General features: G+C 66.8%; 20 protein-coding genes. 6 read left to right on the top strand and 14 right to left on the bottom strand.

Annotation, left to right across the window (positions count from 1 at the left end):
- Positions 1–71 precede the first annotated feature (71 nt).
- The 3 genes from SMAL_RS00555 to glnA form a co-directional block, all read right to left on the bottom strand.
- Complete coding sequence (locus SMAL_RS00555; RefSeq protein ID WP_004134339.1) at positions 72–1,502, bottom strand: ammonium transporter; 1,431 nt, start codon at positions 1,500–1,502, stop codon at positions 72–74.
- A 21-nt stretch (positions 1,503–1,523) separates the two neighbouring features.
- The gene (locus SMAL_RS00550) at positions 1,524–1,862 is read right to left on the bottom strand and encodes a P-II family nitrogen regulator (RefSeq protein WP_004134334.1); all 339 of its coding nucleotides are present in this window, start codon (positions 1,860–1,862) and stop codon (positions 1,524–1,526) included.
- Positions 1,863–2,131: 269 nt separating this feature from the next.
- Positions 2,132–3,541, bottom strand: coding sequence for a type I glutamate--ammonia ligase (glnA, locus tag SMAL_RS00545; RefSeq protein ID WP_004153533.1), 1,410 nt, complete (start codon positions 3,539–3,541; stop codon positions 2,132–2,134).
- Positions 3,542–3,765: 224 nt separating this feature from the next.
- Between glnA and SMAL_RS00540 the strand changes: the two genes are divergently transcribed.
- Both SMAL_RS00540 and SMAL_RS00535 read left to right on the top strand, forming a co-directional pair.
- On the top strand, positions 3,766–4,560 hold the full coding sequence (locus SMAL_RS00540) for an undecaprenyl-diphosphate phosphatase (RefSeq protein WP_012509682.1): 795 nt from the start codon (positions 3,766–3,768) through the stop codon (positions 4,558–4,560).
- Between the two features lie 73 nt (positions 4,561–4,633).
- A complete protein-coding gene (locus SMAL_RS00535) occupies positions 4,634–5,461 on the top strand; it encodes an META and DUF4377 domain-containing protein (RefSeq protein WP_012509681.1) in 828 nt (275 codons plus the stop codon).
- 132 nt (positions 5,462–5,593) lie between these two features.
- On the opposite strand, the gene SMAL_RS00530 is transcribed toward SMAL_RS00535, so the two are convergent.
- From SMAL_RS00530 to SMAL_RS00490, 9 genes are all read right to left on the bottom strand, one after another.
- The gene (locus SMAL_RS00530) at positions 5,594–6,205 is read right to left on the bottom strand and encodes a YbhB/YbcL family Raf kinase inhibitor-like protein (protein ID WP_012509680.1); all 612 of its coding nucleotides are present in this window, start codon (positions 6,203–6,205) and stop codon (positions 5,594–5,596) included.
- A gap of 10 nt (positions 6,206–6,215) precedes the next feature.
- Complete coding sequence (locus SMAL_RS00525; protein WP_012509679.1) at positions 6,216–8,285, bottom strand: tetratricopeptide repeat protein; 2,070 nt, start codon at positions 8,283–8,285, stop codon at positions 6,216–6,218.
- 56 nt (positions 8,286–8,341) lie between these two features.
- Positions 8,342–9,331 (bottom strand): YheT family hydrolase, encoded by a 990-nt coding sequence (locus tag SMAL_RS00520; protein ID WP_050559843.1) that lies wholly within the window; start codon positions 9,329–9,331, stop codon positions 8,342–8,344.
- Positions 9,332–9,383: 52 nt separating this feature from the next.
- Complete coding sequence (locus SMAL_RS00515) at positions 9,384–10,175, bottom strand: lysophospholipid acyltransferase family protein (protein ID WP_004134294.1); 792 nt, start codon at positions 10,173–10,175, stop codon at positions 9,384–9,386.
- 120 nt (positions 10,176–10,295) lie between these two features.
- Positions 10,296–10,730 (bottom strand): hotdog fold thioesterase, encoded by a 435-nt coding sequence (locus SMAL_RS00510; protein WP_012509678.1) that lies wholly within the window; start codon positions 10,728–10,730, stop codon positions 10,296–10,298.
- A gap of 9 nt (positions 10,731–10,739) precedes the next feature.
- Positions 10,740–12,791: a phospholipase D family protein gene (locus SMAL_RS00505; protein WP_012509677.1), complete on the bottom strand. Its 2,052-nt coding sequence runs from the start codon at positions 12,789–12,791 to the stop codon at positions 10,740–10,742.
- On the bottom strand, positions 12,788–13,405 hold the full coding sequence (locus SMAL_RS00500; protein WP_004134285.1) for a YceI family protein: 618 nt from the start codon (positions 13,403–13,405) through the stop codon (positions 12,788–12,790). Before SMAL_RS00500 ends, SMAL_RS00505 begins: the two co-directional genes overlap by 4 nt.
- Positions 13,406–13,409: 4 nt before the next feature.
- Entirely contained in the window at positions 13,410–13,886 is a 477-nt protein-coding gene (locus SMAL_RS00495; protein WP_004134282.1) for a SixA phosphatase family protein, read from the bottom strand.
- 37 nt (positions 13,887–13,923) lie between these two features.
- A complete protein-coding gene (locus SMAL_RS00490) occupies positions 13,924–14,553 on the bottom strand; it encodes a ParA family protein (protein WP_012509676.1) in 630 nt (209 codons plus the stop codon).
- A 123-nt stretch (positions 14,554–14,676) separates the two neighbouring features.
- Here SMAL_RS00490 and SMAL_RS00485 point away from each other — a divergent pair, with 123 nt between their 5' ends.
- Entirely contained in the window at positions 14,677–16,161 is a 1,485-nt protein-coding gene (locus tag SMAL_RS00485) for an AAA family ATPase (protein ID WP_012509675.1), read from the top strand.
- 592 nt (positions 16,162–16,753) lie between these two features.
- Here the strand turns inward: SMAL_RS00485 and SMAL_RS00480 are convergent.
- Positions 16,754–17,389 carry a tetratricopeptide repeat protein gene (locus SMAL_RS00480; RefSeq protein ID WP_012509674.1) on the bottom strand — a complete coding sequence of 212 codons (636 nt, stop codon included), beginning with the start codon at positions 17,387–17,389 and terminating at the stop codon, positions 16,754–16,756.
- Positions 17,390–17,558: 169 nt separating this feature from the next.
- Between SMAL_RS00480 and SMAL_RS00475 the strand changes: the two genes are divergently transcribed.
- The 3 genes from SMAL_RS00475 (at position 17,559) to SMAL_RS00465 (ending at position 22,986) form a co-directional block, all read left to right on the top strand.
- Entirely contained in the window at positions 17,559–21,245 is a 3,687-nt protein-coding gene (locus tag SMAL_RS00475; protein ID WP_012509673.1) for an indolepyruvate ferredoxin oxidoreductase family protein, read from the top strand.
- A gap of 157 nt (positions 21,246–21,402) precedes the next feature.
- Complete coding sequence (locus SMAL_RS00470; RefSeq protein WP_004134030.1) at positions 21,403–21,660, top strand: helix-turn-helix domain-containing protein; 258 nt, start codon at positions 21,403–21,405, stop codon at positions 21,658–21,660.
- 3 nt (positions 21,661–21,663) lie between these two features.
- The gene (locus SMAL_RS00465; RefSeq protein WP_012509672.1) at positions 21,664–22,986 is read left to right on the top strand and encodes a type II toxin-antitoxin system HipA family toxin; all 1,323 of its coding nucleotides are present in this window, start codon (positions 21,664–21,666) and stop codon (positions 22,984–22,986) included.
- Here the strand turns inward: SMAL_RS00465 and SMAL_RS00460 are convergent, their stop codons facing one another.
- Positions 22,987–23,601 (bottom strand): DUF938 domain-containing protein, encoded by a 615-nt coding sequence (locus SMAL_RS00460; RefSeq protein ID WP_012509671.1) that lies wholly within the window; start codon positions 23,599–23,601, stop codon positions 22,987–22,989. It lies immediately after the preceding gene.
- Between the last annotated feature and the right edge of the window lie 340 nt (positions 23,602–23,941).

Here is a 23,941-nt window from a genome sequence, read left to right as displayed (position 1 = left end):
CGCCGGTGGTGGCCGCCCGCCACTGCGTGCGGCGCAGCAGTGGCGGGACGTCCGCGAAACCGTGAACCCGATCAGGCCTCGTACGCGGACTCGCCGTGCGAAGTCACATCCAGGCCGGTGCGCTCGGCTTCCTCGGTCACGCGCAGGCCGACCACGCTGCGCACCACCAGCAGGATCAGCGTGGTCACCACTGCCGACCAGACCACCGTCAGGCCAACACTGACCACCTGCACCCACACCTGATGCGCGATATCCAGATCGGCTTTGGTGCCGCCCAGCGACTGTGCACTGAACACGCCGGTGAGAATCGCGCCGACGATGCCGCCGACACCATGCACACCGAACACGTCGGCGGTGTCGTCCACCTTCAGCAGGCGCTTCAAACCGGTCACGCCCCACACGCAGACCACGCCGGCGACGAAGCCGATGATGATCGCGCCGAGCGGGCCGACGGTGCCGCAGGCCGGGGTGATGCCGACCAGACCGGCCACCGCACCCGAGGCGGCGCCCAGTGCCGACGGCTTGCCCTTGCTGATCGCTTCCACCAGCGTCCAGCCAAGCACCGCAGCGGCGGTGGCCAGCACGGTGTTGAGGAAGGCCAGCGAGGCGACGGTATCGGCCGCAGCAGCGGAGCCGGCATTGAAGCCGAACCAGCCGACCCACAGCAACATCGCGCCGATGTAGGTGAACGGCACGTTGTGCGGCTTCAGCGCGGTCTGCCCGTAGCCCAGCCGCTTGCCGACGAACCACGCGGCGACCAGGCCGGCAACACCGGCATTGATGTGGACCACGGTGCCGCCGGCGAAGTCGATCGCGCCCATTTCACCGAGGTAACCGCCACCCCACACGATGTGCGCCATCGGGATGTAGCTGAGGGTGAACCACAGCGCCGAGAACAGCAGCACCGCGCGGAACTTGATGCGTTCGGCAAAGGCGCCGACGATCAGTGCGGTAGTGATGCCGGCGAAGGTCGACTGGAAGGCGACGAACAGGTAGTCCGGCAGGCCCTTGATCGGGGTGTTGCCCACCGATTCCGGCGTGAACCCCTTGAGGAAGGCGAACTCGGTGAACGAACCGAAGAACGGATTGCCGGCGCTGAACACCGCGCTGTAGCCATAGGCCACCCACAGCAGCAGTACCAGCGAGAACACCACCAGGATCTGGCTGAGCACCGACAGCACGTTCTTCGAACGCACCAGGCCGCCATAGAACAACGCCAGGCCCGGCACCACCATCAGCAGTACCAGCAGGGTAGAGGTCAGCATCCAGGCCACGTCGCCATGGTCGTAGGCAGCGGCGGCTTCGGCGACGGCAGGTGCGGCCGCCGCGGCGACCGGTTCCTGCAGCGGTTCAACCGCCACGCTTTCGCTCGGCAGCGGCGACACCTGGGCCTGCGCATGGGCAGTTCCCGGCCAGGCGCCAGCAGCCAGCGCACTGAGCAGCATCAACAGGCACACCAGATGGAACCGGGCTTGCCACCCGGTGAGAAGGCGCATCTTCATGGGGGAGTCTCCGGAAGGGGGTTACAGCGCGTCGGCACCGATTTCGCCGGTGCGGATGCGGATGACCTGTTCGACGGCGGTGACGAAAATCTTGCCGTCACCGATCTTGCCGGTGCCTGCCGACGACTGGATCGCTTCGATCACCGCATCGGCACGCTCGTCGGTGACCACGGTTTCGATCTTGATCTTGGGCAGGAAATCGACCACGTACTCGGCACCGCGATACAGCTCGGTGTGGCCCTTCTGGCGACCGAAGCCTTTCACTTCGGTCACGGTGATGCCCGACACGCCGGCATCGGACAAGGCCTCGCGGACCTCGTCGAGCTTGAACGGTCGGATGATGGCGGAGATCAGTTTCATGCGCATGTCCCGATGGTGGATGGGGCCAGCGCGCCAGCGCGCGATGGCATCAGGCAACCACGGGCCATCGTGGCGACGGCCGTGGCTGTTGCACCGGACACGTACTGGGCCGGGACGGCCGTGCCTCTCTCCTTGCACGACCGACGCGGGAGGGAGGGCGGCCCTGGTCGCGTATCCGGTCTCTCTCTTGCCCCTGGGTTGGGGTCAGAACCCTTTCGCGGTGCGAAAAGGATCCGACCCCGTGCAACGACGGCTCCCCAGCCGCCCGATCAGCTGGCGTAGTACAGCTGATATTCCAGCGGGTGGGTGGCCGCGCGGAACTTGGTCACTTCCTGCATCTTCAGCGCGATGTAGCCGTCGATGAAGTCATCGCTCATCACGCCGCCGGCCTTCAGGAACTCACGGTCCTTGTCCAGCGCTTCCAGCGCCTGGTCCAGCGAGGAGCAGACCTGCGGGATCAGCTTCTCTTCTTCCGGCGGCAGGTCGTACAGGTCCTTGTCGCTCGGTGCGCCCGGGTCGATCTGGTTCTTGATGCCGTCCAGGCCGGCCATCATCAGCGCGGTGAAGGTGAGGTAGCCGGACTGGATCGGATCCGGGAAGCGCATTTCGATGCGGCGTGCCTTCGGGTTGGACACCCACGGAATGCGGCACGAAGCCGAACGGTTGCGGGCCGAGTAGGCCAGCATCACCGGTGCTTCGTAGCCCGGCACCAGGCGCTTGTAGCTGTTGGTGCCCGAGTTGGCGAAGGCATTGATGGCCTTGGCATGCTTGAAGATGCCGCCGATGTACCACAGCGCCAGCTGGCTCAGGCCGCCGTAGCCGTCGCCGGAGAACAGGTTGGTGCCGCCCTTGGACAGCGACTGGTGCACGTGCATGCCGCTGCCGTTGTCGCCGACGATCGGCTTGGGCATGAAGGTGACGGTCTTGCCGTTGCGGTGCGCGACGTTCTTGATCACGTACTTCATGCGCAGCAGTTCGTCGGCCTTCTGCACCAGGGTGCTGAACTTGGTGCCAATCTCGCACTGGCCGGCGGTGGCCACTTCGTGGTGCTGCACTTCCACTTCGATGCCGACCTGTTCCAGGGTCTTGCACATCTCGGCGCGCAGGTCGTGCAGGGTGTCGGTCGGCGGCACCGGGAAGTAACCGCCCTTCACGCCCGGACGGTAGCCGCTGTTGGCGCCGTCGTACTTGGCGCCGCTGTTCCACGCCGCTTCTTCCGAATCGACCTGGAAGAAGGTGTGGCCCATTTCATTGGCGAAGCGGACCGAATCGAAGATGAAGAATTCCGGCTCCGGGCCGAAGAACGCGGTTTCGGCGATGCCGGAGGACTTCAGGTAGGCCTCGGCCCGCTTGGCGATGCCGCGCGGGCAACGGCCATACGGCTGCATGGTGGCCGGATCGAGGATGTCGCAGCTGATCACGATGGTCGGATCGGCGTAGAACGGGTCGACGTAGGCGCTGGCGGTATCCGGCAGCAGCACCATGTCCGATTCGGCGATGCCCTTCCAGCCGGCGATCGAGCTGCCATCGAACATCTTGCCTTCTTCGAACAGCGACGGCTCGACGATGCTGACCGGGAAGGTCACGTGCTGCTCGACACCACGCATGTCGACAAAGCGCAGGTCGACGAACTCGATCTGGTTGTCCTTGATCAGCTTCTCAACGTTTTCCACGGACATCGGTACGACCTCGGATGGGGATGAATGCCTGCTGAGGTACAGCAACGACCGTGCCAACTTTTCGCAGGCTGCAAGTCATTGATTTCAAAAAGGCCGCCCCGCAGCGGTGCAGAACCGTGCGCACCAAATGGGTGCAGCCGACAGCGGACGCACCCGTTTGGTGCGGCAGTGATCGTCTATCCTCTCGACCTTCTTCCTTCCTGCCGCGCGTGCCCGCACCGTCCATGTCCGACCTGCTCTCCGCCCTGCTGCTGGGCATCCTCGAAGGCTTGACCGAGTTCCTGCCGATCTCCAGCACCGGCCACCTGCTCATCGCCCAGCACTGGCTGGGTGCCCGTTCGGACTTCTTCAACATCGTCATCCAGGCCGGCGCGATCGTGGCGGTGGTACTGGTGTTCCGCCAGCGCCTGCTGCAGCTGGCCACCGGCTTCGGGCAGCGCGAGAACCGCGAGTACGTATTCAAGCTGGGCGCGGCCTTCCTGGTCACCGCCGTGGTCGGCCTGGTGGTGCGCAAAGCCGGCTGGTCGCTGCCCGAGACGGTCAGCCCGGTGGCCTGGGCACTGATCATCGGTGGCATCTGGATGCTGCTGGTGGAGGCCTACACCGCGCGCCTGCCCGACCGCGACCAGGTGACCTGGACCGTGGCGATCGGCGTCGGCCTGGCACAGGTGGTGGCCGGCGTGTTCCCCGGCACCTCGCGTTCGGCCTCGGCGATCTTCCTGGCCATGCTGCTGGGCCTGAGCCGCCGCGCGGCCGCCGCCGAGTTCGTGTTCCTGGTCGGCATTCCCACCATGTTCGCCGCCAGCGCCTACACCTTCCTGGAAATGGCCAAGGCCGGACAGCTGGGCAGCGAGAACTGGACCGAGGTGGGCGTGGCCTTCCTTGCCGCGGCCGTCACCGGCTTCGTCGTAGTGAAGTGGCTGATGGGCTACATCAAATCGCACAAATTCACCGCGTTCGCGCTTTACCGCATCGCGCTGGGCGCCGCGCTGCTGCTGTGGTTGCCGTCCGGCAGCTGAACAGCGCCGGGGCACGGAAACCCCGTTGCCGGCCCCACCCCGTTTCCCACACGGTTCCCCAAGGAGAATCACCATGAACCGCAAGCTCACCCTGCTCCTCCCGCTGGCCCTGCTGGCCGCCTGCAGCCAGACCCCGGCCCCGGCCGGCACCGGCGGCGACGACGTGGCCCCAGCCGCGGCCAAGGCAGCAGACCAGCAGACGCTGGCGCACCTGGACGCGCAGCGCCTGCAGAGCCAGCACTGGCTGCTGCAGCAGGCCACCGCCGCCGACGGCAAGCGCATCGACGCGCTGTTCGCCCGCGAAGACAAGCCGGTCACCCTGGACTTCGCTGATGGCCGCCTGTCGGTCAGCAACGCCTGCAACCACATGGGTGGCGGCTACACCCTGGCCGACGGCAAGCTGACGGTCAGTGCGATGGCCTCGACCATGATGGCCTGCACCGACAAGGCGCTGATGGCGCTGGACGAGGCCGTGTCGAGCCGCCTGCAGGGCGAGCTGAAGGCCGAGCAGGATGCCGATGGCAAGCTGACCCTGACCAACGCGAAGGGCGACGTGCTGGTGTTCAACCCGGAACCGACCGCTGAAACCCGCTACGGCGGCGCCGGCGAAACCGTGTTCCTGGAAGTGGCCGCCAAGACCGAGAAGTGCTCGCACCCGCTGATCCCGGACTACCAGTGCCTGCAGGTGCGTGAAGTGAAGTTCGACGACAAGGGCCTGAAGCAGGGTGAGCCGGGCAAGTTCGAGAACTTCTACGGCAACATCGAGGGTTACACCCACGAGGACGGCGTGCGCAACGTGGTGCGCGTGAAGCGCTACGAAGTGAAGAACCCGCCGGCCGATGCGCCGTCGCAGGCGTACGTGCTGGACATGGTGGTCGAGTCGGCCATCGAGAAGAAGTAAAACGATGGAAGGGCGGCCGAAAGGCCGCCCTTCTTCGTTGGCGGTAGAGCCGGCCGCTGGCCGGCTGCCACAGGCACCTCCGGCGGACATGGGACATGCCGGCCAGCGGCCGGCACTACCCGATATACAGCCTCAGCCCAGCGCCGGGTTCAACGTGTAGGTGCCATGCAGTGCGGCTTCGGCCAGCACGTGGCCGTGCATGGCGCGGTAGGCATCGGCGGCGGTGAAGCGCGCCGGCAGATCGAGCGAGGCCACGTCCAGCGCAAATACGCGGAAGAAATAGCGGTGCACGCGTTCGTCGTTGAACGGCGGATACGGGCCGTCATAGCCCAGGTAATCGCCGGCCATGTCCGGGTTGCCGGCGAACCAGCCGGTGAAGTCGTTCAGGCCCTGGCGGCTGCCCGCCGGGCCAGCCGGTGCGGTCCTGCCCTTGACCACGAAGCCGTCGCTGCAGCTGCCTGCTGCGATCTCCTGCACCGAGGCCGGGATATCAGCCATCACCCAATGCACGAAATCGCAGCGCGGCTGATCGCGCGGCACGGTCATGTCCGTACGGCCGACCGTTTCAGGCACGGTCGGCACGTCCGGGTCCACGCACACCAGCAGGAACGAACGCGTGCCTTCCGGCGCGCCGTTCCAGGCCAGGTGCGGATTGCGGTCCGGGGCGAAGCCGGCGGCATCGCCGGCGGCGAACTCGCGGTCGATCGGTGCACCGTTGGTCAGGCTGTGACTGCTCAATTGCATCGGACGCTCCTCACTCTTCCGGGTAACCCAGGCGCACCGCAATCGGGGTGAGCAGGGCGAAAGCGGCGCTCATCACGTCGCGGTAGTTGCGCCAATGGCCAGGCGGCAGGCGCGGTGCACCCAGCTGCGCCGCCGGCGGCATCGGCCGCTCGAACAGGCGGCCGAGCAGTTCAGCCATTGCCTGCGGATCGTTGCCGATATGGTCGATGCGCAGCAGTACATGTGGGTACAGGTCTTCCTCATGCAACGTGGCGACCTGGGTCAACGCACGCGCCAGCCACTCACCGGCTTCGGCCAGCGAGGTCATCGCCAGCGGCGCGGCGGCGCCGTAGGCCACCCAGTCCAGCAGCATGTCGCGCGGGTCACGCAGCACCAGCAGCAGGCGGCCCTGCGGCAGCTGCGGGCGCAGCGCCCACAGCAGGGCGTTGTCCCACCACAGCAACCAGTCGATCACGGTGTCGTTCTGCAGGCCACGTGCCGGCAGCTGTTCGCGCCAGCGTTCCACCAGCCGCTCCGGGGTCAGCACGCCCGAGGCCAGATCCTGCAGCGTGTGGTAGTTCTGGAACGCATCATCGGGCGGCGTGTTGGTGTAGCGGTCACTGCGCAGCACCGGGCTGGCGGCGGCCAGGCCGGTCGCCACGCGCTCCACGCCCGAACCCGGTGCGCCCCACAGGAAGATCGGCGCGGAGGTGGCATCACCGTCGATATCGCCCTTGTCCGGCCAGCTCGGCGGGGCCTTGGCCTGCGGCGGCAGCGGCAGGCGCTGCGGCGCCTGGTCGGCCTGCAGCGCCATCCACGTACGCAGCGCTTCCTGCGGCTGCGCGGCACGGTCCTGGATCTCGCCCATCCACGTCCGCAGATCGGCGCGATGGCCTTCCGGCGCCAGGTCGATCAGTGCCTGCACGCGAGCCACGGCAGCGGCCGGATCCCGTTGCAGCAGGCCTTCAACCAGGCGGGTTTCGCCACTGACACGACCCGGCTCCTGGCTGACGATACGCTCGGCAATCGCTTCGGCCTGCGCATGTTCACCGGCCATGTCGTGCAGGCGCAGGCGTGCCTCAAGTGCCGGCAGATGCTCGGGCATCGCTGCCATCCAGCGCTCGACAGCGGTCACCGCACTTTCGCTGCCCACCTGCTCGATCGCCAGCCGCGCCAGCCACACGTCGTGCAGCTGGTCATTGTTTTCCAGCACCGCGTCCAGTCGAGCACGTGCTTCATCCTCACGCCCCAGGCGCTGCCATGACATCAGCAGCAGCTGCAGCATCTGGCGGTCATCCGGCTGCGTTTCCAGCAGCGGCAGCAGGTACTCCAGCGCCTGCAGCGGCTGGCCGCTGCGCAGCGACAGCTCGCCGGCCAGGCGACGCATCGCCGGCACGTCCATCTGCGGCTGCTGCAGGGCCACCTGCATCGCTTCGGCCGCAGCCGGCACATTGCCCTGGCGCAGCGCCAGCTGCACCACCAGGCCGTGCAACGAGGAAAGCGACGGGTTCAGTTCCAGCACGCGACGGAACGACTGCTCGGCGAACGCCAGCATGTCCTTGCCCAGATAGGCAAAACCCAGTGCATACAACACGCGGGGATCGTCCGGCAACGCCTTGCTGGCGGCCGACAGCAGCGACAGCGCGCGATCCGCATCGCCGCGGCGCAGGGCAACCATGCCGTCGATGGTCAGCAGCTCCGGGTGATCCGGCTCGACGCGCGACGCCAACGTCGACACGCGCGCCGCTTCGTCGAAGTCGTTGCGGCCGATCGCCAGGTGCGCCTGCATCAGGTAGGCGGAGAAGGAATTCGGATCGAGGCCGGTGGTGCGCGCCAACGCCTCGTCAGCACCTTCGAACTGGCGCAGGGCCAGCAGCAGGCCGGCCTGCTGCAGGTGCAGCTGGGCATCGTCCGGGGCCAGGCGCAGCGCCTCCTGCAGGGCGTCCATCGCGTGCTCGGCGTTGCCCTGCTGCTGCAGCGCAAGCGCCAGCCAGCGGTGGGCTTCGGCCAGGCCGGGTTCATCACGGGTCCACGCCTGGGCCAGCTGCACGGCCTGGTCGGCCTGGTTCTGGCGCAGCGCTTGGATGATCTGGTCTTGCATGGCAGTCCGCTTCAAGTGCAAACCCGCATTGTAGCGGCCCGCACGCCGGTGCCGGTTCAGCCCTGCAGCACCCGCTGCAGGCGCTGTGCCACCCAGCGCTCGGAGAAGCCATCACCCCGCCAGTTTTCGAGGAAGCCGCAGTGGCCTCCCCAGCAGGCCGTTTCCAGGTGTGCCTGGCGCGGCAGCTGCCAGTCGCTGAAGGTCACATACGGGATCACCGGGTCATCCTGGGCCATCAGGATGTCGGCCGGCACCTGCAGGGTGGACAAGCGGTCACCGGCAATCGAGTAGCCGTCGAAATAGGCCTGCAGCGAGCCGAAGCTGGTGTGCCGTTCGACCAGCCATGCGGTCAGCGCGCGGATGTCCAGCTTCAGCACGCGGTCGTCGCAGTCGCTCAGCTCGGGGAACAGGTCACGCTTGCGCCGCAGCGAACCGGCCCATTTGCGCCGGAAGTACCAGTCGTACATTGCCGGGCCGTTCTCGATGCTGTCCATGGTCAGCGCAGGGTCCAGCACCGGGCACACCGAGGCCACGCGCAGCAGCGGCACGCCGGCCGCCGGCGCACGCAGGGCCAGGCGCAGCACGAAGTTGCCACCCAGCGAGTACCCGGCGGCCACCAGCGGCAGCTGCGGCCAGCGCTGGGCGATGTCACCCGCGGCATGTACCACTTCGTCGATCAGGTTGGAGTGGAAGATGCCGGGGTTCAGATGATGGGTGTTGCCGTGGTCGCGGAAGTTCAGGCGCACCACATCGAAGCCCTGTTCGATCATGCGCGCGGCCGCCATGCGCATGTAGCTGGATTCGGCACTGCCCTCCCAGCCGTGCAGCAGCAGGGCGATGCCCTTGGGCTCGCGACCTTCGACATGGCTGTGCCAGCCCTGCAGGCGCACGCCGTCGCCGCCATCCAGGATCAGCTCTTCGCTGACCGCGCCGGTGGCCGCCAGCAGCAGCAGGCCGCGCTGCAGGCGCATGCGGCTGGAGCTGAGCATCGACTGCAGGTGCGGATTGCGCAGCCAGCGTGGCGGCTGGTAGTCGGACGCATGCAGCGTCGGCGTACCGGCGTCCAGGACGGGTGGCGGGATCAGGGCCACCGCATCCTCACTGCGTGCTCATGGCCGCCACGATGCGCGCGCGCGAGGTTTCCGCGATGCGCCGACGGCCTTCCAGGTCCTGGGTACCGATCGGCTCCAGGAAATGCACTTCGGTATGCCGCGCCGGCTCACCGAGCAGGCGCAGGAAATTGGCGGCGAAACTCTCGCCTGGACCAAACGCGACGATGGTCTGTGCGTCGCCCTTCGCCCCGTACACCAGCGCAACCGGCTGCACCGGCACGCCGGTTTCAACTGCGGCCTGGAAGATGCGGGCATGGAACGGACCCACTTCGTGGCCGCCACGGGTGCGCCCTTCCGGGAACACGCCCACCGCCTTGCCGGCACGCAACCGGTCGGCCATCACCTGCATCACCCCACCGAGCGATTCGGTGTTGCCCCGCTGGTGGAAGATGGTCTGCCCGCGCGCGGCCAGCCAACCGACCAGCGGCCAGCTGGCGATCTCGCGCTTGGCAACGAAGCCCATCATGCGCTGGCTGTGCAGGATGGAGATGTCGACCCAGCTGACGTGGTTGGCGACGAACAGCACCGCGCCCGGCAGCGGCCTGCCGACCTGCGACAGGCGGAAGCCGAAGATCCACATCAACCCGCCCTGCCACCAGTTCACCACTTTGGCCCCGAACGTATCCTCGCCCACGCGCAGCTCGCCCCACGGCGGCAGCATGCCGATCAGGATCAGCGGCAGGAACACGGTGATGTGGACCAACAGCAGCGGTACGCGGTACAGGTAACGGCACACACGCGCCACGCCGCCACGGGGGGCCGGAGTGGGGGAAGTCATCCGCGCACGATACCGGAGCGCCGCAGCAGCTGCCAGCCGATTTAGGCCATAACCGCCATTGACCGGGGCAATCGGCGGGGAACGCTGGGTTCCGCTGCCGTCAACGCGCCCTCCGGGGGCTCAACCGTGACCGGCGGCCACCACTGCCAGGGTCAACCGCGAGATGCACACCAGCCGCCCCTGCTCATCCTCGATGCGGATCTCCCACAGCTGGGTGCTGCGGCCCACGTGCAGCGCGCGGGCGGTGCCGGTGACCGTACCCGAACGCACGGCACGCACGTGGTTGGCATTGATCTCCAGGCCCACGCAGATCTGCTTTGCGGTATCCACGCACAGGTTGCCGGCGCTGCTGCCCAGGGTTTCGGCCAGCACCACCGAGGCACCGCCATGCAGGATGCCGTAGGGCTGGCGGGTGCGCTCGTCCACCGGCATGGTGGCCTGCAGCCAGTCGTCGCCGACCGCACTGAAGACGATGCCCAGCGATTCAATGGCCGTGTTGCGACTGAGCGCGTTGAGCTGCTCGATGGAAACGGCTTCGCGGAATACCTGGGTCATGCGGCACCTTCAGAGAATGGGAACGAGGCCGGCACCGAATGCGGTCAGCATGCGCACCAGCAGCCACTTCGGCCCCACGTTGACTTCGGGGAAGTCACCGACGGCGCTGTAGCAGCGATGGAAATCCGGGTCCTGCCTCGGCAGCGGCCGTGGGCAGTCCGGGCCGGGCTTGAATTCATAGTCGGTGGCGTAACGCCACGGCCAGAAGTCGAGGATCGGCAGCGCTTCGGAGGCCTTGCCGACGCTGTAGTTCAGCCCCGACAGCACTGGCGGCTTCGCCCGCGGCGCCACCGTCCACGAGTTCTGCGGGTGGATGTCGCGCAGGATGCTCTGGGCGAGTTCCTCGGCAAAGGCCGGGTCGTCGATGATCACCGCGCCTTCGGTGTTGTAGTTCTCGCTGCGCGGATCGAAGTTATGGGTGCCGACCACGCCGATGCGGCGATCGACCACCAGCGACTTGGCGTGCAACCCCATGCGCGCGCCCTTGCGGGTGACCGGCAGTGGCTTGTTGACTGCCTTGCTGCCAAGGAATGACGGCCGCGTCTCGGTGCGCAACAGCCGCGTTTCGACCTCGCTGCCCGCGGCACGGCGGCGCGCGCGCGCGTTGTCATAGGCACCGTCGCTGTGGCGGTGGTTCACCGGACCCTGCTTGCCGGTCCCGCTGGAGCCGCCATCGCGGCCACCACCCGCATTGCTGCCCGCCGCGCTGCCACCGATCAACGGATTGCGGCCACTGTCATCCACGCCATCAGGCGCGGCGATCGGGTCGGGCAGCAGATTGCGGTAGTCGACCGGTGCGTCCAGCGGGAACGGCTTGTATTCGAAGATGTTGAAGCCCAGTTCGCGCATGTTGCGCCGCTTGTACTTGTACGACAGCGCATAAACGATCGGATTGTCAGTGGCGGCCAGGCTGTTGCTGGACACCACCACGCGCGGCGGCTGCGGGCGCTTGCGCAGCTCGCGGAACAGCTTCTGCGCCGGCTTGGACAGCACCAGGTACGGCGTCTGCAGGATCACTTCCTTCTGCGCACCGGCAATGAGTGCGTCCAGCTGCGGCTCGGTCACGTGCTGGCCTGCCAGCGGGGCATCGGCCTTCTCCCGGCGGTGCTTGCGCGGCAGGTCGGCGACGTAGCGCACCGAGGCCACCGGCAGCGCGGTATCCACGAAGGAACGGGTGACGAAGTCCATGTCATTGGCTTCGGCGCTGACCCGCTGCACCCGCTCGGGACGGCGGAAGGTGGCCGGGGGCAATGTGGGCACCCCCTGGCGCAGCAGGGTACGGCCCACGTCGTTCAGGCGTTCGGCCGGCACGCTGCGCTGCGCGCGCCAGAACGCATCGAAGTTGGCCGCCATCGTCCGCGCTTCCGGCCCGGCGATCAGCACATCGCGGTCGCGGAAGTTGTACTCGCGGTCCCAGTCGTAATAGTCATCCTGGTAGTTGCGGCCACCGACCACGCCGATCGCATCGTCGATCACCAGCAGCTTGTTGTGCATGCGCTGGTTGAAGCGACGGAAGCAGCACAGCACGCTGCCGGCGTAGTCGAAATAGTTCAGGCGCGCCTTGCCGAAGGTCGGGTTGTAGACCCTCAGCTGGAAATTCTGGTGGGCACCGGACAGCGCGCCGAGGATCTCCAGGTCGGAGATCGCCGAGAGCTGGTCGATCAGCACCCGCACCTTGACCCCGCGCCGGGATGCGGCCAGCAGCTCGTCGATGACCAGGCGGGCGCTGTCGTCCTTGTCGAAGATGTAGGTCTGCAGGTCGATGCTGCGGGTGGCGCTGCGCAGCAGGTTGAGCCGCGCGACCAGGGCGCCCTCGCCCTCATCCAGCAGGGTGGCGTAATGCTGCGGCCGTTCCGGGGTGGATTCGGTGAACGCCCGGCCGGCCAGGGCCCGCAGTGGCGAATCCAGCGCACAACGGTCGGCACGCTGGCAATCGACCTGGGTCGAGCGCGCCTGCACGGCGATGGCCTCGGCCCGGTCGCGCTCGGCATGCGACAGCGATGCACAACCACTGCCCAGCAACACGGTTGCCAGCGCCAGTACACGCAGCAGGTGGTTCACGGTTTAGGCGCCTCGCTCAGGCGCGCACGCAATACGAAAGTCACTCGGTCACTCAAGGCAAGCTGCCAGCTTTCCATGCCATACCGGCCTCGTTGCACGGTACCGCGGCTGACGACGTCGCAATCATAGCCGGGTCGGGCGCAGTCCGCCTTCTCGACCTTGAGCGACTCCGGGTGGCTGATCCCACGCAGGGTCAACCTGCCGTTGATGTCGCCCCCGTCCTCCACGGTCTCCGGCCAGTACGGCAGGGAGTCGAATTCGACCACCGGATGGCGGCCGGCATCGAAGAACTCCTCACCGCGCATCCAACCGGTGTAGCGCGGCTTGCCGGGAATCTCGACCGAGCGCGTGAACATCTTCAGGTGCACCTGGTGGCGGCCGTCGGAGAGGATCTCGATGCGTCCCTCGAAGTGCGGAAACACGCCCTCGATGCGCTGCCCGAAGCGGGTGCGCACCTCGAAACCGATCTGCGAACGCTGCGTGTCCAGGCGCAACACGCGGTGCGCCTCGGCGACCACCGGTGGCAATGTCGTGGGCGGTGGTGCGGCAGCCCAGGCCGGGCCGGATACCAGCAGCACGGGCAGCAGGAAGCGGCTGCGCCGCGCCAGGCTCATCGGATCACGGCCACCAGAACGCATTCAGGCTGGCCACGCCCGGCTCGATCGAGGCCTCGCGTGGGAAACCGAGCACAGCCACGCCACCCGGCGGCATGCCACGGTAGTCACTGCTGGTGCCGTCGGTCATCAGCGCCACCAGCTGCTCCAGGCCCGGGTTGTGGCCGACGATCAGCACCCTGTCCAGGTCACGCCGCTCATCCACCAGCGCGGCCAGGGTGCCCGGGGTCGCTTCGTAGATACGGTCTTCCAGGCGCTTTTCGACATAGCCGATGGCCGCCATCACCGCTTCCAGGGTCTCGCGGGTCCGTCGCGAAGGGGAACACAGCACGCAGTCCGGCAGCAGCTTGTTCTCCTTCAGCCACTTGCCGGCGGCTTCGGCTTCGGCGAGCCCCACCGGCGACAACGGCCGGTCGAGATCAGCCTGGCCGGAAACGGCCGGTTCGGCATGGGCGTGACGGAGCAGGATCAGTTCGCGCATTGCGGGATTCCAATAAAGGGGTGGGTACCTACGACTCTTACAGCTTCAACCAGGACAACAGGGGTTCCCAGTCGGCCTGGTGCTCGCGCACCTGGGCGGAGCGGTAATCGAACAGACTGCGGCCCAGGCCGGTCATGACCACGTAGCTCTGGCTGTCGCGCAGCTGCGCGACCACCGGGTACGGCCATTCGGACAGCATCTGCAGCGCCTGCTGCGAGGTCTGAGTCCAGGGCTTGGTGCGGTTCAGCACCAGCCCCACCGGCAGCTTGCGGCTGTGCACGCGCGGGTTCTGGGCCAGGCTGTTGAGGAAGCCGACGATGGCTTCGATGTCCAGCGCCGAGGGCAGCACCGGCACCACCACCGCGTCGGCAGCGTCAAGGAAATGGGGGATATCGTCGGCCAACGCCCCGGCCGGGGCATCGATGATGACGGTTTCGGTGCCGTCGGGCAGTTTCTGCGCCCACTGCTTCTTCCGATACACGTCGATGGGGAGCACCGCGCTTTCCAGCCCGGCACGCCGTTGCGCCCAGCGGGTGCTGGAGCCCTGCGGGTCGGCATCGGCGATCACCGTGGCCTTGCCCTGCAATGCCGCGTACGCGGCCAGGTGGGTGGCGACGGTGGTCTTGCCCACCCCGCCCTTGGAACCGGCCACCAGGATCGTCTTCATGCCAGCCTCGCTTCCGGGTACGTGCCCCGAGCGTACACCGGCGGTGGTGACGGGAGGTAGCACCGCGCTGAACCTGCGGCCATCGCCTTTGCTATCGTGGCGCCCCCGAAGGATCGAACCGGCATGAGCGAACTGCAGGACCTGAGCGCACTGATCCGCGCCAATACCCCCCTGATCGTGATCGAGACCCAGGATGAGGGTCGCATCGTCGAACTGTTCCGGCAGACGCTGATGCACGTCTGGCGGGCCCTGCACCGCTGGTCGATCACCGAGGGCCTGCGCCGCATCGACCTGGACAGCGAGGACCCGGCGGTCGGGCCGCCCGATGCCAGTGCGGCCCTGCAGATGATCCGCCAGGCCGACCAGCGCGGGGTCTACCTGCTGCTCGATTTCCACCCCTACCTGGGCTATGCCAGCCACCAGCGCGCCCTGCGCGACCTGATCCAGCGCCGCCACAGCGAGCCGCACGTGCTGGTGCTGATCGGTGCCAAGGTCGAACTGCCGGCCGAGCTGGAAGCGCTGGCGGTACGCTTCAACCCGCGCCTGCCCGATGCCAACGCCCTGTTGAAGATGCTGCGCGAGGAGGCCGATGCCTATGCACGCGAGCATGGTGGTCGTCGGGTTGAAGTCGACAGCGAAGCGGTCAAGAAGATCCTGAAGAACCTGCAGGGCCTGAGCCTGGTCGATGCCCGGCGCATCGCGCGCCAGCTGATCTACGCCGACGGCGCACTGCGCGACGACGACCTGCCGCAGCTGGCGCGGCTGAAGTTCGAGCTGCTCAACCGCAGCGGCCACCTGTTCTTCGAACATGACAGCGCGCGCTTCGGCGACGTGGCCGGAGCGAACCGGCTCAAGCGCTGGATCAACCAGCGCCGGGTCGCATTCATCGCCGGCTCGGCGCCGGCCGGGCTGGACCCGCCGCGCGGCATGCTGTTGCTGGGCGTGCAGGGCTGCGGCAAGTCGATGCTGGCCAAGGCAACCGCCGCCGGCTTCGGCGTGCCGTTGCTGCGCCTGGACGTAGGCGCGCTGTACAACAAGTACCACGGCGAGACCGAAGCCAACCTGCGTCAGGCACTGGCCTCAGCCGAGCAGCTGGCGCCCTGCGTGCTGTGGATGGACGAGATCGAAAAGGGCCTGGCCAGCGGAGGCGAGGACGGCGGCGTGTCACGCCGCGTGCTCGGTTACCTGCTGACCTGGATGGCCGAACGCAAAGCGCCGGTGTTCATCGTCGCCACCGCCAACCAGGTACACGAACTGCCGGCCGAGCTGCTGCGCAAGGGGCGCTTCGACGAGATCTTCTTCGTCGACCTGCCCTCGCCGGAGGTCCGCGTGGAACTGCTGCGGCTGCACCTGGGCCGGCGCCAGCTCAACGCCGATGATTTCGCACTGCCCGCGCTGGCGGCGGCCGCCAATGGTTTTTCCGGCGCCGAGATCGAGCAGGCGATCGTGGCCGGCCTGTATGCGGCACATGCCGAGGGCCGGCCGCTGGACACCGAGCTGCTGATGAACGAGATCCGCGCCACGCGCCCGCTGTCGGTGCTGATGGCCGAGCAGGTGGAAGCACTGCGGGCGTGGGCGTCGGGGCGGACGGTTTCCGCGGACGACTGAGGGGTTTCCAGCGAACGGCGCAGCCCCTCGTGGCGGTTGGTTGACTGTGAACATCAAAAGCCGCGCTTGGCCGGGCGGGATGGATTCGCGGGGGACGCCGTCAACCCGTCCATGGGGGCTTGGCCGCGGCATCCATGCCGCGGACACCCCCGCGAACCCATCCCGCCCGGCCTCTGACAATTTCCGAGTGCGTCCGCCACGTAAAAGAAAAAAGAAAAGCAGAAGCAAAAGCAAAAGCCGGTTGGTTGGCCGCCTTCTGTAGAGCCGAGACCACGCTCGGCTGCTCTTCGATCAGATATCGAATAGTCGATTCCGTTACAGATTCATCCACGCATGGCGTGGATCTACCGTGTCGACCAAGGTCGACACCTACCAGCAGCAGGGAACTGTCGGAGGCAGGGCGGTGTGGGTTGGCAGGACCGTTGGCGCCATGGATGGCGCCATCGAGCCCCCATGGACGGGTTTACGGCGTGTCCTGCCAACCCACACCGCCCCGCCATCCCACAGATTGCCCGCTGTTGCTGTTGCTGTTGCTGTTGCTTTGGCTGTTGCCTCTGCGGGTGCCGGGTGCAACCCGGCCGAACCCCTTCCCTCAGGGCCAGACAGGTGGTGCGGCCGCCCAGGCCTGCTGCACCTCAGCCAGCGTCGCGCGCTCATCCTCACGCCACTGCGGCAGCAGCTGCCCATAGTTGGCCGTGGTATTCCACTGCGACGGCTCGGTACGCACCGCAGCGGCGTACCACTGCACTGCCTCCTGCTTCTGCCCCAGCCGCCACAGCGCCAGCGCGTAGGTCGGTGGCACCCAGCTGGGCTTGGTACGGGCGTTGCCGGCCGATGAAAGCCACTGTTCCAGTGCCGCCTCCACCCTGCCCTGGCGCAACAGATCCCATCCGTAGTTCCAGCGCACGCTGCGGCCACTGCTGCTCTGTGCCGATGCCTCCTTCAAGGCTTCGCCATACAGCTGCTCGGCCAGCTCGCTGCGGCCCTGGGCGCCAGCCACTGACGCCAGCTGCACCGTCGCCTCAACCGCGCGCCGGCCGCGTTCACGCAGCTTGACCAGCTGGGTGACCAGCTCATCGCCCTCGCCCTGTATCGCCACCATCGGCGTGGCGGCCAGGTCGCTGTCGAAGTAGAACTCCTGTGGTGCCGGCAGGGCCGGCGCGGCCCACGCAGTGGCCGCTCCCGAAGCCAGCAGCACGCTGGCCAGGATCTTTCCTGAAACTGACATCCCTTCTCCCCAGGCCGCAAGCGCAGCCTCCCTCTCTCCCCCCGATCCTAACCCCGGCGCCGCCACTGGCGCGAGTGCCGGGGCCTCGCGGCCCCGCTGCTACAATTCGCGCCTTTCCCGCCGCGTGCCTGCACGCGGCCGGTGCCAGCCGATCCTCACCGGGCCAGCCATGACCAGTACCGCGCAACTCACTTCGCCCTCTTCCGCCGACCTGCTCGACCGTGATTACACGCTCGACCACAAGTACACACGCAACGAGGGGCGGATCTACCTGAGTGGCGTGCAGGCGCTGGTACGGCTGCCGTTGATGCAGCGCCTGCGCGATGCCGCCGAAGGCATCGACAGCGCCGGTTTCGTCAGCGGCTACCGCGGCAGCCCACTGGGTGGTTTCGACCTGGAACTGTGGCGCGCGCGCAAGCATCTGGACGCAGCCAAGGTGAAGTTCACCCCCGGCCTGAACGAGGACCTGGGCGCGACCATGGTGTGGGGCACGCAGCAGACCAACCTGTTCCCCGGTGCCAACGTGCAGGGCGTGTTCGGCATGTGGTACGGCAAGGGCCCGGGTGTGGACCGTTGCGGCGACGTGTTCAAGCACGCCAATGCAGCCGGCACCTCGCGTTATGGTGGCGTGCTGGCACTGGCGGCCGACGACCATGCCTGCCGCAGCTCGACCCTGCCGCACGGCAGCGAAGACGAGTTCGTCAGCGCGATGATGCCGGTGCTGAACCCGGCCGGCGTGCAGGACATCCTCGACATGGGCCTGCTCGGCTGGGCAATGAGCCGCTATACCGGCCGCTGGGTCGGCTTCAAGACGATCGCCGAGACGGTGGAATCGTCGGCGTCGGTGCAGGTCGATCCGATGGCGCGCCGCATCGTGCTGCCGGAAGACTTCGAGATGCCGTCGGGTGGCCTCAACATCCGCTGGCCAGACCCGCCGCTGGACCAGGAAATGCGCCTGCACCGCTATGCGGTGAAGGCCGCACAGGCCTTTGCCCGCGCCAACGGCATCGACAAGGTGGTGATGGATGCGCCGCGCGCGCGGCTGGGCATCGTCACCACCGGCAAGAGCTACCTGGACGTGCTGCAGGCGCTGGAGTACCTGGGCCTGGACGAAGCCGCGTGCGCCGACATCGGCATCCGCGTGTACAAGGTCGGCATGACCTGGCCGCTGGAACCGCAGGGCATCGCGCGCTTCGCGCAGGGCCTGGAAGACATCATCGTGGTGGAGGAGAAGCGTGCCTTCATCGAGCGCCAGATGAAGGAACAGTTCTTCAACTGGCCGGCCAGCTGGGGCCAGCGCCCGTCCATTGTCGGCAAGTACGACGAGAGCGGTGAGTGGATCCTGCCGTCCACCGGTGAGCTGACGCCGGCCACCATCGCCGGCGTGATCGGCCGCCGCATCCAGAAGTTCTTCAACAACGAGTCGATCGAGCAGCGCCTGCAGTGGATGCAGGAAAAGGAAGCCGAGCTTGCGCTGCCTCGCGCCAGCTTCCCACGCGTACCGCACTACTGCTCGGGCTGCCCGCACAACACCTCCACCCAGGTGCCGGAAGGCTCGCGGGCGCTGGCCGGCATCGGTTGCCATTACATGGTGACCTGGATGGACCGCAGCACCGATACCTTCACCCACATGGGCGGCGAAGGTGTGACCTGGGCCGGGCAGGCGCCGTTCACCGATACGCCCCACGTGTTCCAGAACCTGGGCGACGGCACCTATTTCCACAGCGGCTCGCTGGCGATCCGCCAGGCGGTCGCGGCCGGCGTCAACATCACCTACAAGATCCTCTACAACGATGCGGTGGCGATGACCGGCGGGCAGCCGGTGGACGGCCCGCTGAGCGTGCCGGACATCGCAAAGCAGATGCGTGCCGAGGGCATCCACACCATCGTGGTGCTGTCGGACAACATCGGCAAGTGGACCGGCCAGCGCGAGCACTTCCCCAGCGACGTCGAGTTCCATGATCGCAGCGAACTGGATGCGGTGCAGAAACGCCTGCGCGAAGTGAAGGGCGTTTCGATCCTGATCTACGAACAGACCTGTGCCACCGAAAAGCGCCGTCGCCGCAAGCGCGGCAAGCTGGAAGATCCGCAGAAGCGCGTGCTGATCAATTCGCTGGTCTGCGAAGGCTGCGGTGACTGCGGCAAGAAGAGCTTCTGCGTGTCGGTGCTGCCGAAGGAAACCGAGTTCGGGCGCAAGCGCGAGATCGATCAGTCCAACTGCAACAAGGACTATTCCTGCGTGAATGGTTTCTGCCCGAGCTTCGTCACCGTGCACGGTGGCCAGCCGCGCAAGGGCAGCAAGCGCGATGCCTCCACCCTGCTGGACAACCTGCCGGCACCGACCATCCGCAGCACACTGGAACAACCCTGGAACATCCTGATCACCGGCGTCGGCGGTACCGGCGTGGTGACCATCGGCGCGCTGTTGGGCATGGCCGGCCACCTGGAAGGCAAGGGTGCGACCGTGCTCGACCAGACCGGCCTGGCACAGAAGGGCGGCGCGGTGACCACCCACATCCGCATCGCCCGTCGTCCCGAAGACATCCACGCCGTGCGCATCGCCGCCGGCGAAGCCGACCTGGTGGTGGGCTGTGACATGGTGGTGGTGAACGATTACTGGGCGCTGTCGAAGGTGCGCGCCGGCCGTTCGCAGGTGGTGCTCAATACCTACGAAGCGATGCCCGGCACCTTCACCACCCGCCCGGACATGCAGTTCCCCGCCGCCGACATCGTGGCCGGTGTGCGCGTGGCGCTGGGTGGCGAGGAACCGCTGCTGCTGGATGCCACCCAGCTGGCCACCGCGCTGCTCGGCGATGCGATCGCCGCCAACCTGTTCATCCTCGGCTATGCGTGGCAGCAGGGCCTGGTGCCGCTGTCGTTCGAGTCGCTGATGCGCGCCATCGAACTCAACGGCGCGGCCGTAGCGATGAACCAGCAGGCCTTCGCCTGGGGCCGCCTGGCCGTGGTCGATCCGCAGGCCGTGCAGCAGGCTGCTGGCCTGGTGCGCAACCGCCACACCGATACCGAAACCACCCCGGGGCCGCTGCATCCGCTGCCGCCGGGTGAGTGGGAAGGCAACGAATGGGGTGCCACCGCGGCACCGCGCAATACCGGCGACGAGCGCGAACTGCGTGGCCTGCCCTCGCACGGTGGCGACGTGGCGTTCCTGCCGCTGGACGACGCCCGCCTGTCGCGCTCGCTGGACGAAATGATCGAGCGCCGCGCGGCCTTCCTGGTCGAGTACCAGGACGACGCCTACGCCAACCGCTATCGCAGCCTGGTCGAGCGCGTGCGCGCCGCCGAAGCCGACCGCATCGGCGGTTCCACTGCACTGACCGAGACCGTGGCCCGCTACCTGTTCAAGCTGATGGCCTACAAGGACGAGTACGAAGTGGCCCGCCTGTACACCAGCGGTGACTTCCAGCGCCGCCTGCAGCAGCAGTTCGAGGGCGATTACCAGCTGCGCTTCCACCTGGCACCGCCGCTGTTCGCCAAGAAGGACGAGCAGGGCCGGTTGCTGAAGAAGGAATATGGCCCTTGGATGTTCAAGGCCTTCGGCCTGCTGGCCAAGCTGAAGTTCCTGCGTGGCGGCCGACTTGATGTGTTCGGCCGCACCGAGGAACGCCGCATGGAGCGCAAGCTGATCGGTGACTACGAGGCCACCGTGCAGCTGCTGCTGGACGGCCTGGAAGACGGCCGCCTGGCACTGGCGGTGGAAATCGCCAGCGTGCCCGAGCACATCCGCGGCTTCGGCCACGTCAAGGAAGCGCATTTCGAGCAGGCCAAGGCGCGCGAAGCCGCCCTGCTGGCGCAGTGGCGAAACCCGAAGGCGCTGCATATCGTGCAGGTGGCTTGAGCGCCGCTGACGGCGTAAAAGCAACCTATTGATTGCATACTGAAATAGCAATTGATAGGTTGCCTCCAGCGAAGGAAAGAGATAGGTTGCTTGTCGTAATGCAACCTATCCTTTGCGTACACGCTCGCGTACGGTCACTTTCTCGGGGACTGCCGATATGGACAGGCCGCTGCACACGGTGAGGACACCTCAACAACTGGCACCGCTGATGCGTGCGTTCAGGCGCCAGGCGGGCCTGAGCCAAGCGCAGTTGGCGGCACAGCTCGGCATAAGCCGCCAGGCAGTAGGCGCATTGGAGCGCGACCCGGCATCGGCAAGCTTCGAACGGCTGATGCGGGTCTGGGCAGTGCTGGGTCTGGAAGTCAGATTGCAGCAGCGAAGTCCCCCGGAGACAACGTCAACGTTGGAGTGGTGAGCCATGGGTACGCTGCGGGTCTGGATGAATGGTGTCGAGGTCGCGCTCTGGGATGATGTCCGGAGCGGCTCTTCCCGGCTTTCGTACGTCGACTCGTGGATCAGCTCCGCCCAGTCCCGGCCGTTGTCACTCTCACTGCCCCTGCTCCCGGAGGGCGAGAGCCATCGGGGCAATGTCGTCAACAACTACTTCGACAACCTTCTTCCCGACAACGGTGTCATCCGCAACCGGATCCGCGACAGGTTCTCCACGCGCAGCAGCGACACATTCGATCTTCTCGAAGCCATTGGCCGGGATTGCGTCGGCGCAGCGCAACTGCTGCCGCTTTCGCATACACCGGGGGACATCCAGCAGATTACGTGCGAAGCGTTGGACGAATCAGGCGTCGCTGCGATCCTGCGTCAGGTGACGACAGGGAACCTGCCTGGCGCACCCACCAGTGATGATGCGTTCCGCATATCCATCGCCGGTGCGCAGGAGAAGACGGGACTTCTGCTGCATGCTGGCCAGTGGTGCATTCCTACCGGCAGTACCCCATCCACCCATATCTTCAAGCTGCCGCTTGGCATTGTGGGCAACATGCGGGCGGACATGCACCAATCCGTCGAGAACGAATGGCTGTGCATGCAGCTGCTTTCCGCCTTTGGAATCCCCGTTGCGAATACGCAGATGGGACGCTTCAAGGACGAACGCGCGCTCATTGTGGAGCGATTCGACCGCCGCCTTTCTGCGGATCGCCGGTGGTGGCTGCGGCTGCCGCAGGAAGACATGTGCCAGGTCTTCGGTCTGCCCGCCGCCAGGAAGTATGAATCCGATGGCGGCCCAGGCATCGTGACCATCATGGATCTGCTTCGACAATCCGAGCATTTCAAGGATCGCGAGACCTTCTTCAAGACGCAGATTCTTTTCTGGATGTTGGCTGCAACCGATGGACATGCCAAGAACTTCAGTGTCTACCTCGAAGCCGATGGACGCTTCCGCCTGACGCCCGTCTACGACGTATTGTCGGTGCATCCCATCCTGGGCAGGGGGCCAAACCAGCTCGACCCGCGGAATGCACAGCTCGCCATGTCCGTCCAGGGCAAGAACCACCACCGGAAGCTGCACCTTGTGCGACGACGCCACTGGAACGAAACCGCACGCGCCTGTGGTGTCGCTGATGGTGCAGAGCCGTGGATCGAAGCGCTGATCGCAGCCGTCGAACCCGCCATCGAGCAGGTCACGCGTCAGCTCCCAAGTGATTTCCCCGTAAACGTGTCCGAACCCATTTTCAACGGGCTGCGCGCTGCAGCGGCACGCCTTTCCAGCATGTCGCCGGACGCCTGATCAGCCCAGCCGCCACAGCAGCAGGCGGTTGTTGGCCGGCATCGCCACGTCACCCAGGCGGGTGAAGCCATTGTCGGCCGCCAGCGCCTGCACCGCTTCGCTATCGCGGATGCCGCTACGAGGATCGCGCGTCCTCTGCCACGCATCGAACTGCGCGTTGCTGTCGCTGGTGTAGCGACCGCCGTAGTTGAACGGGCCGTACACCGCCAGCAGCGCGCCGTGGCGCATCACCGATGGCAGCGCGGCGAACAGCGCCTGCACGTGCTCCCAGCTCATGATGTGCAACGTGTTGGCGCTGAATGCGGCATCGAACGTGCTGCCCTCGGGCAACGACAGGCCCGGCGCCGGGGGCAGTTCCACCTGCAGCGCCACCGGCGGCAGCAGATTGAGCAGCGCGGCCTCCGCACGCCGGGCCTCGATGCCGGGCAGATGGTCCGGATGATCGCTGGGCTGCCAGCGCAGCCACGGCCAGCGTTCGGCGAAGAAGGCCGCGTGCTGGCCGGTGCCACTGCCGATCTCCAGCACCCGGTGGCGATCTCCCATCCACGGGTCGAGCGCAGCGGCGATCGGTTCGCGGTTGCGTTCGCAGGCTTCTGAATACGGCTTGCTCGACATCGAGACGGCGTCCAGGCGGGGTCGGCCTCATTGTGCACGAGGGGGGTAATGAGCAGGGCTGCGCCCTGCACCTGCAGAGGCCGCGGCAACTGCCGGAGCAACAGCAGAAGCTGGCCTCCTGCGGGATGGCGGAGTGTGTCCGGTGGCGGGGGACGCCGTAAACCCGTCCTTGGGGGCTTGGCCGCGGCATCCATGCCGCGGACACCCCCGCAACCGGACCCATCCCGCCTTCGACAGTTTTCCGCGATCTGCTGGAAGGGATCTTGGGGTCAGATCCGTTTTCCTGCGGAAAACGGATCTGACCCCGGATTCATTTCGATATCTGACAGATGTGTCGACC

This window comes from Stenotrophomonas maltophilia R551-3, from assembly GCF_000020665.1.
GTDB lineage: Bacteria > Pseudomonadota > Gammaproteobacteria > Xanthomonadales > Xanthomonadaceae > Stenotrophomonas > Stenotrophomonas maltophilia_L.
Note: the sequence above shows the minus strand (reverse complement) of the source record. Positions and strands in the feature narration are given on the sequence as shown.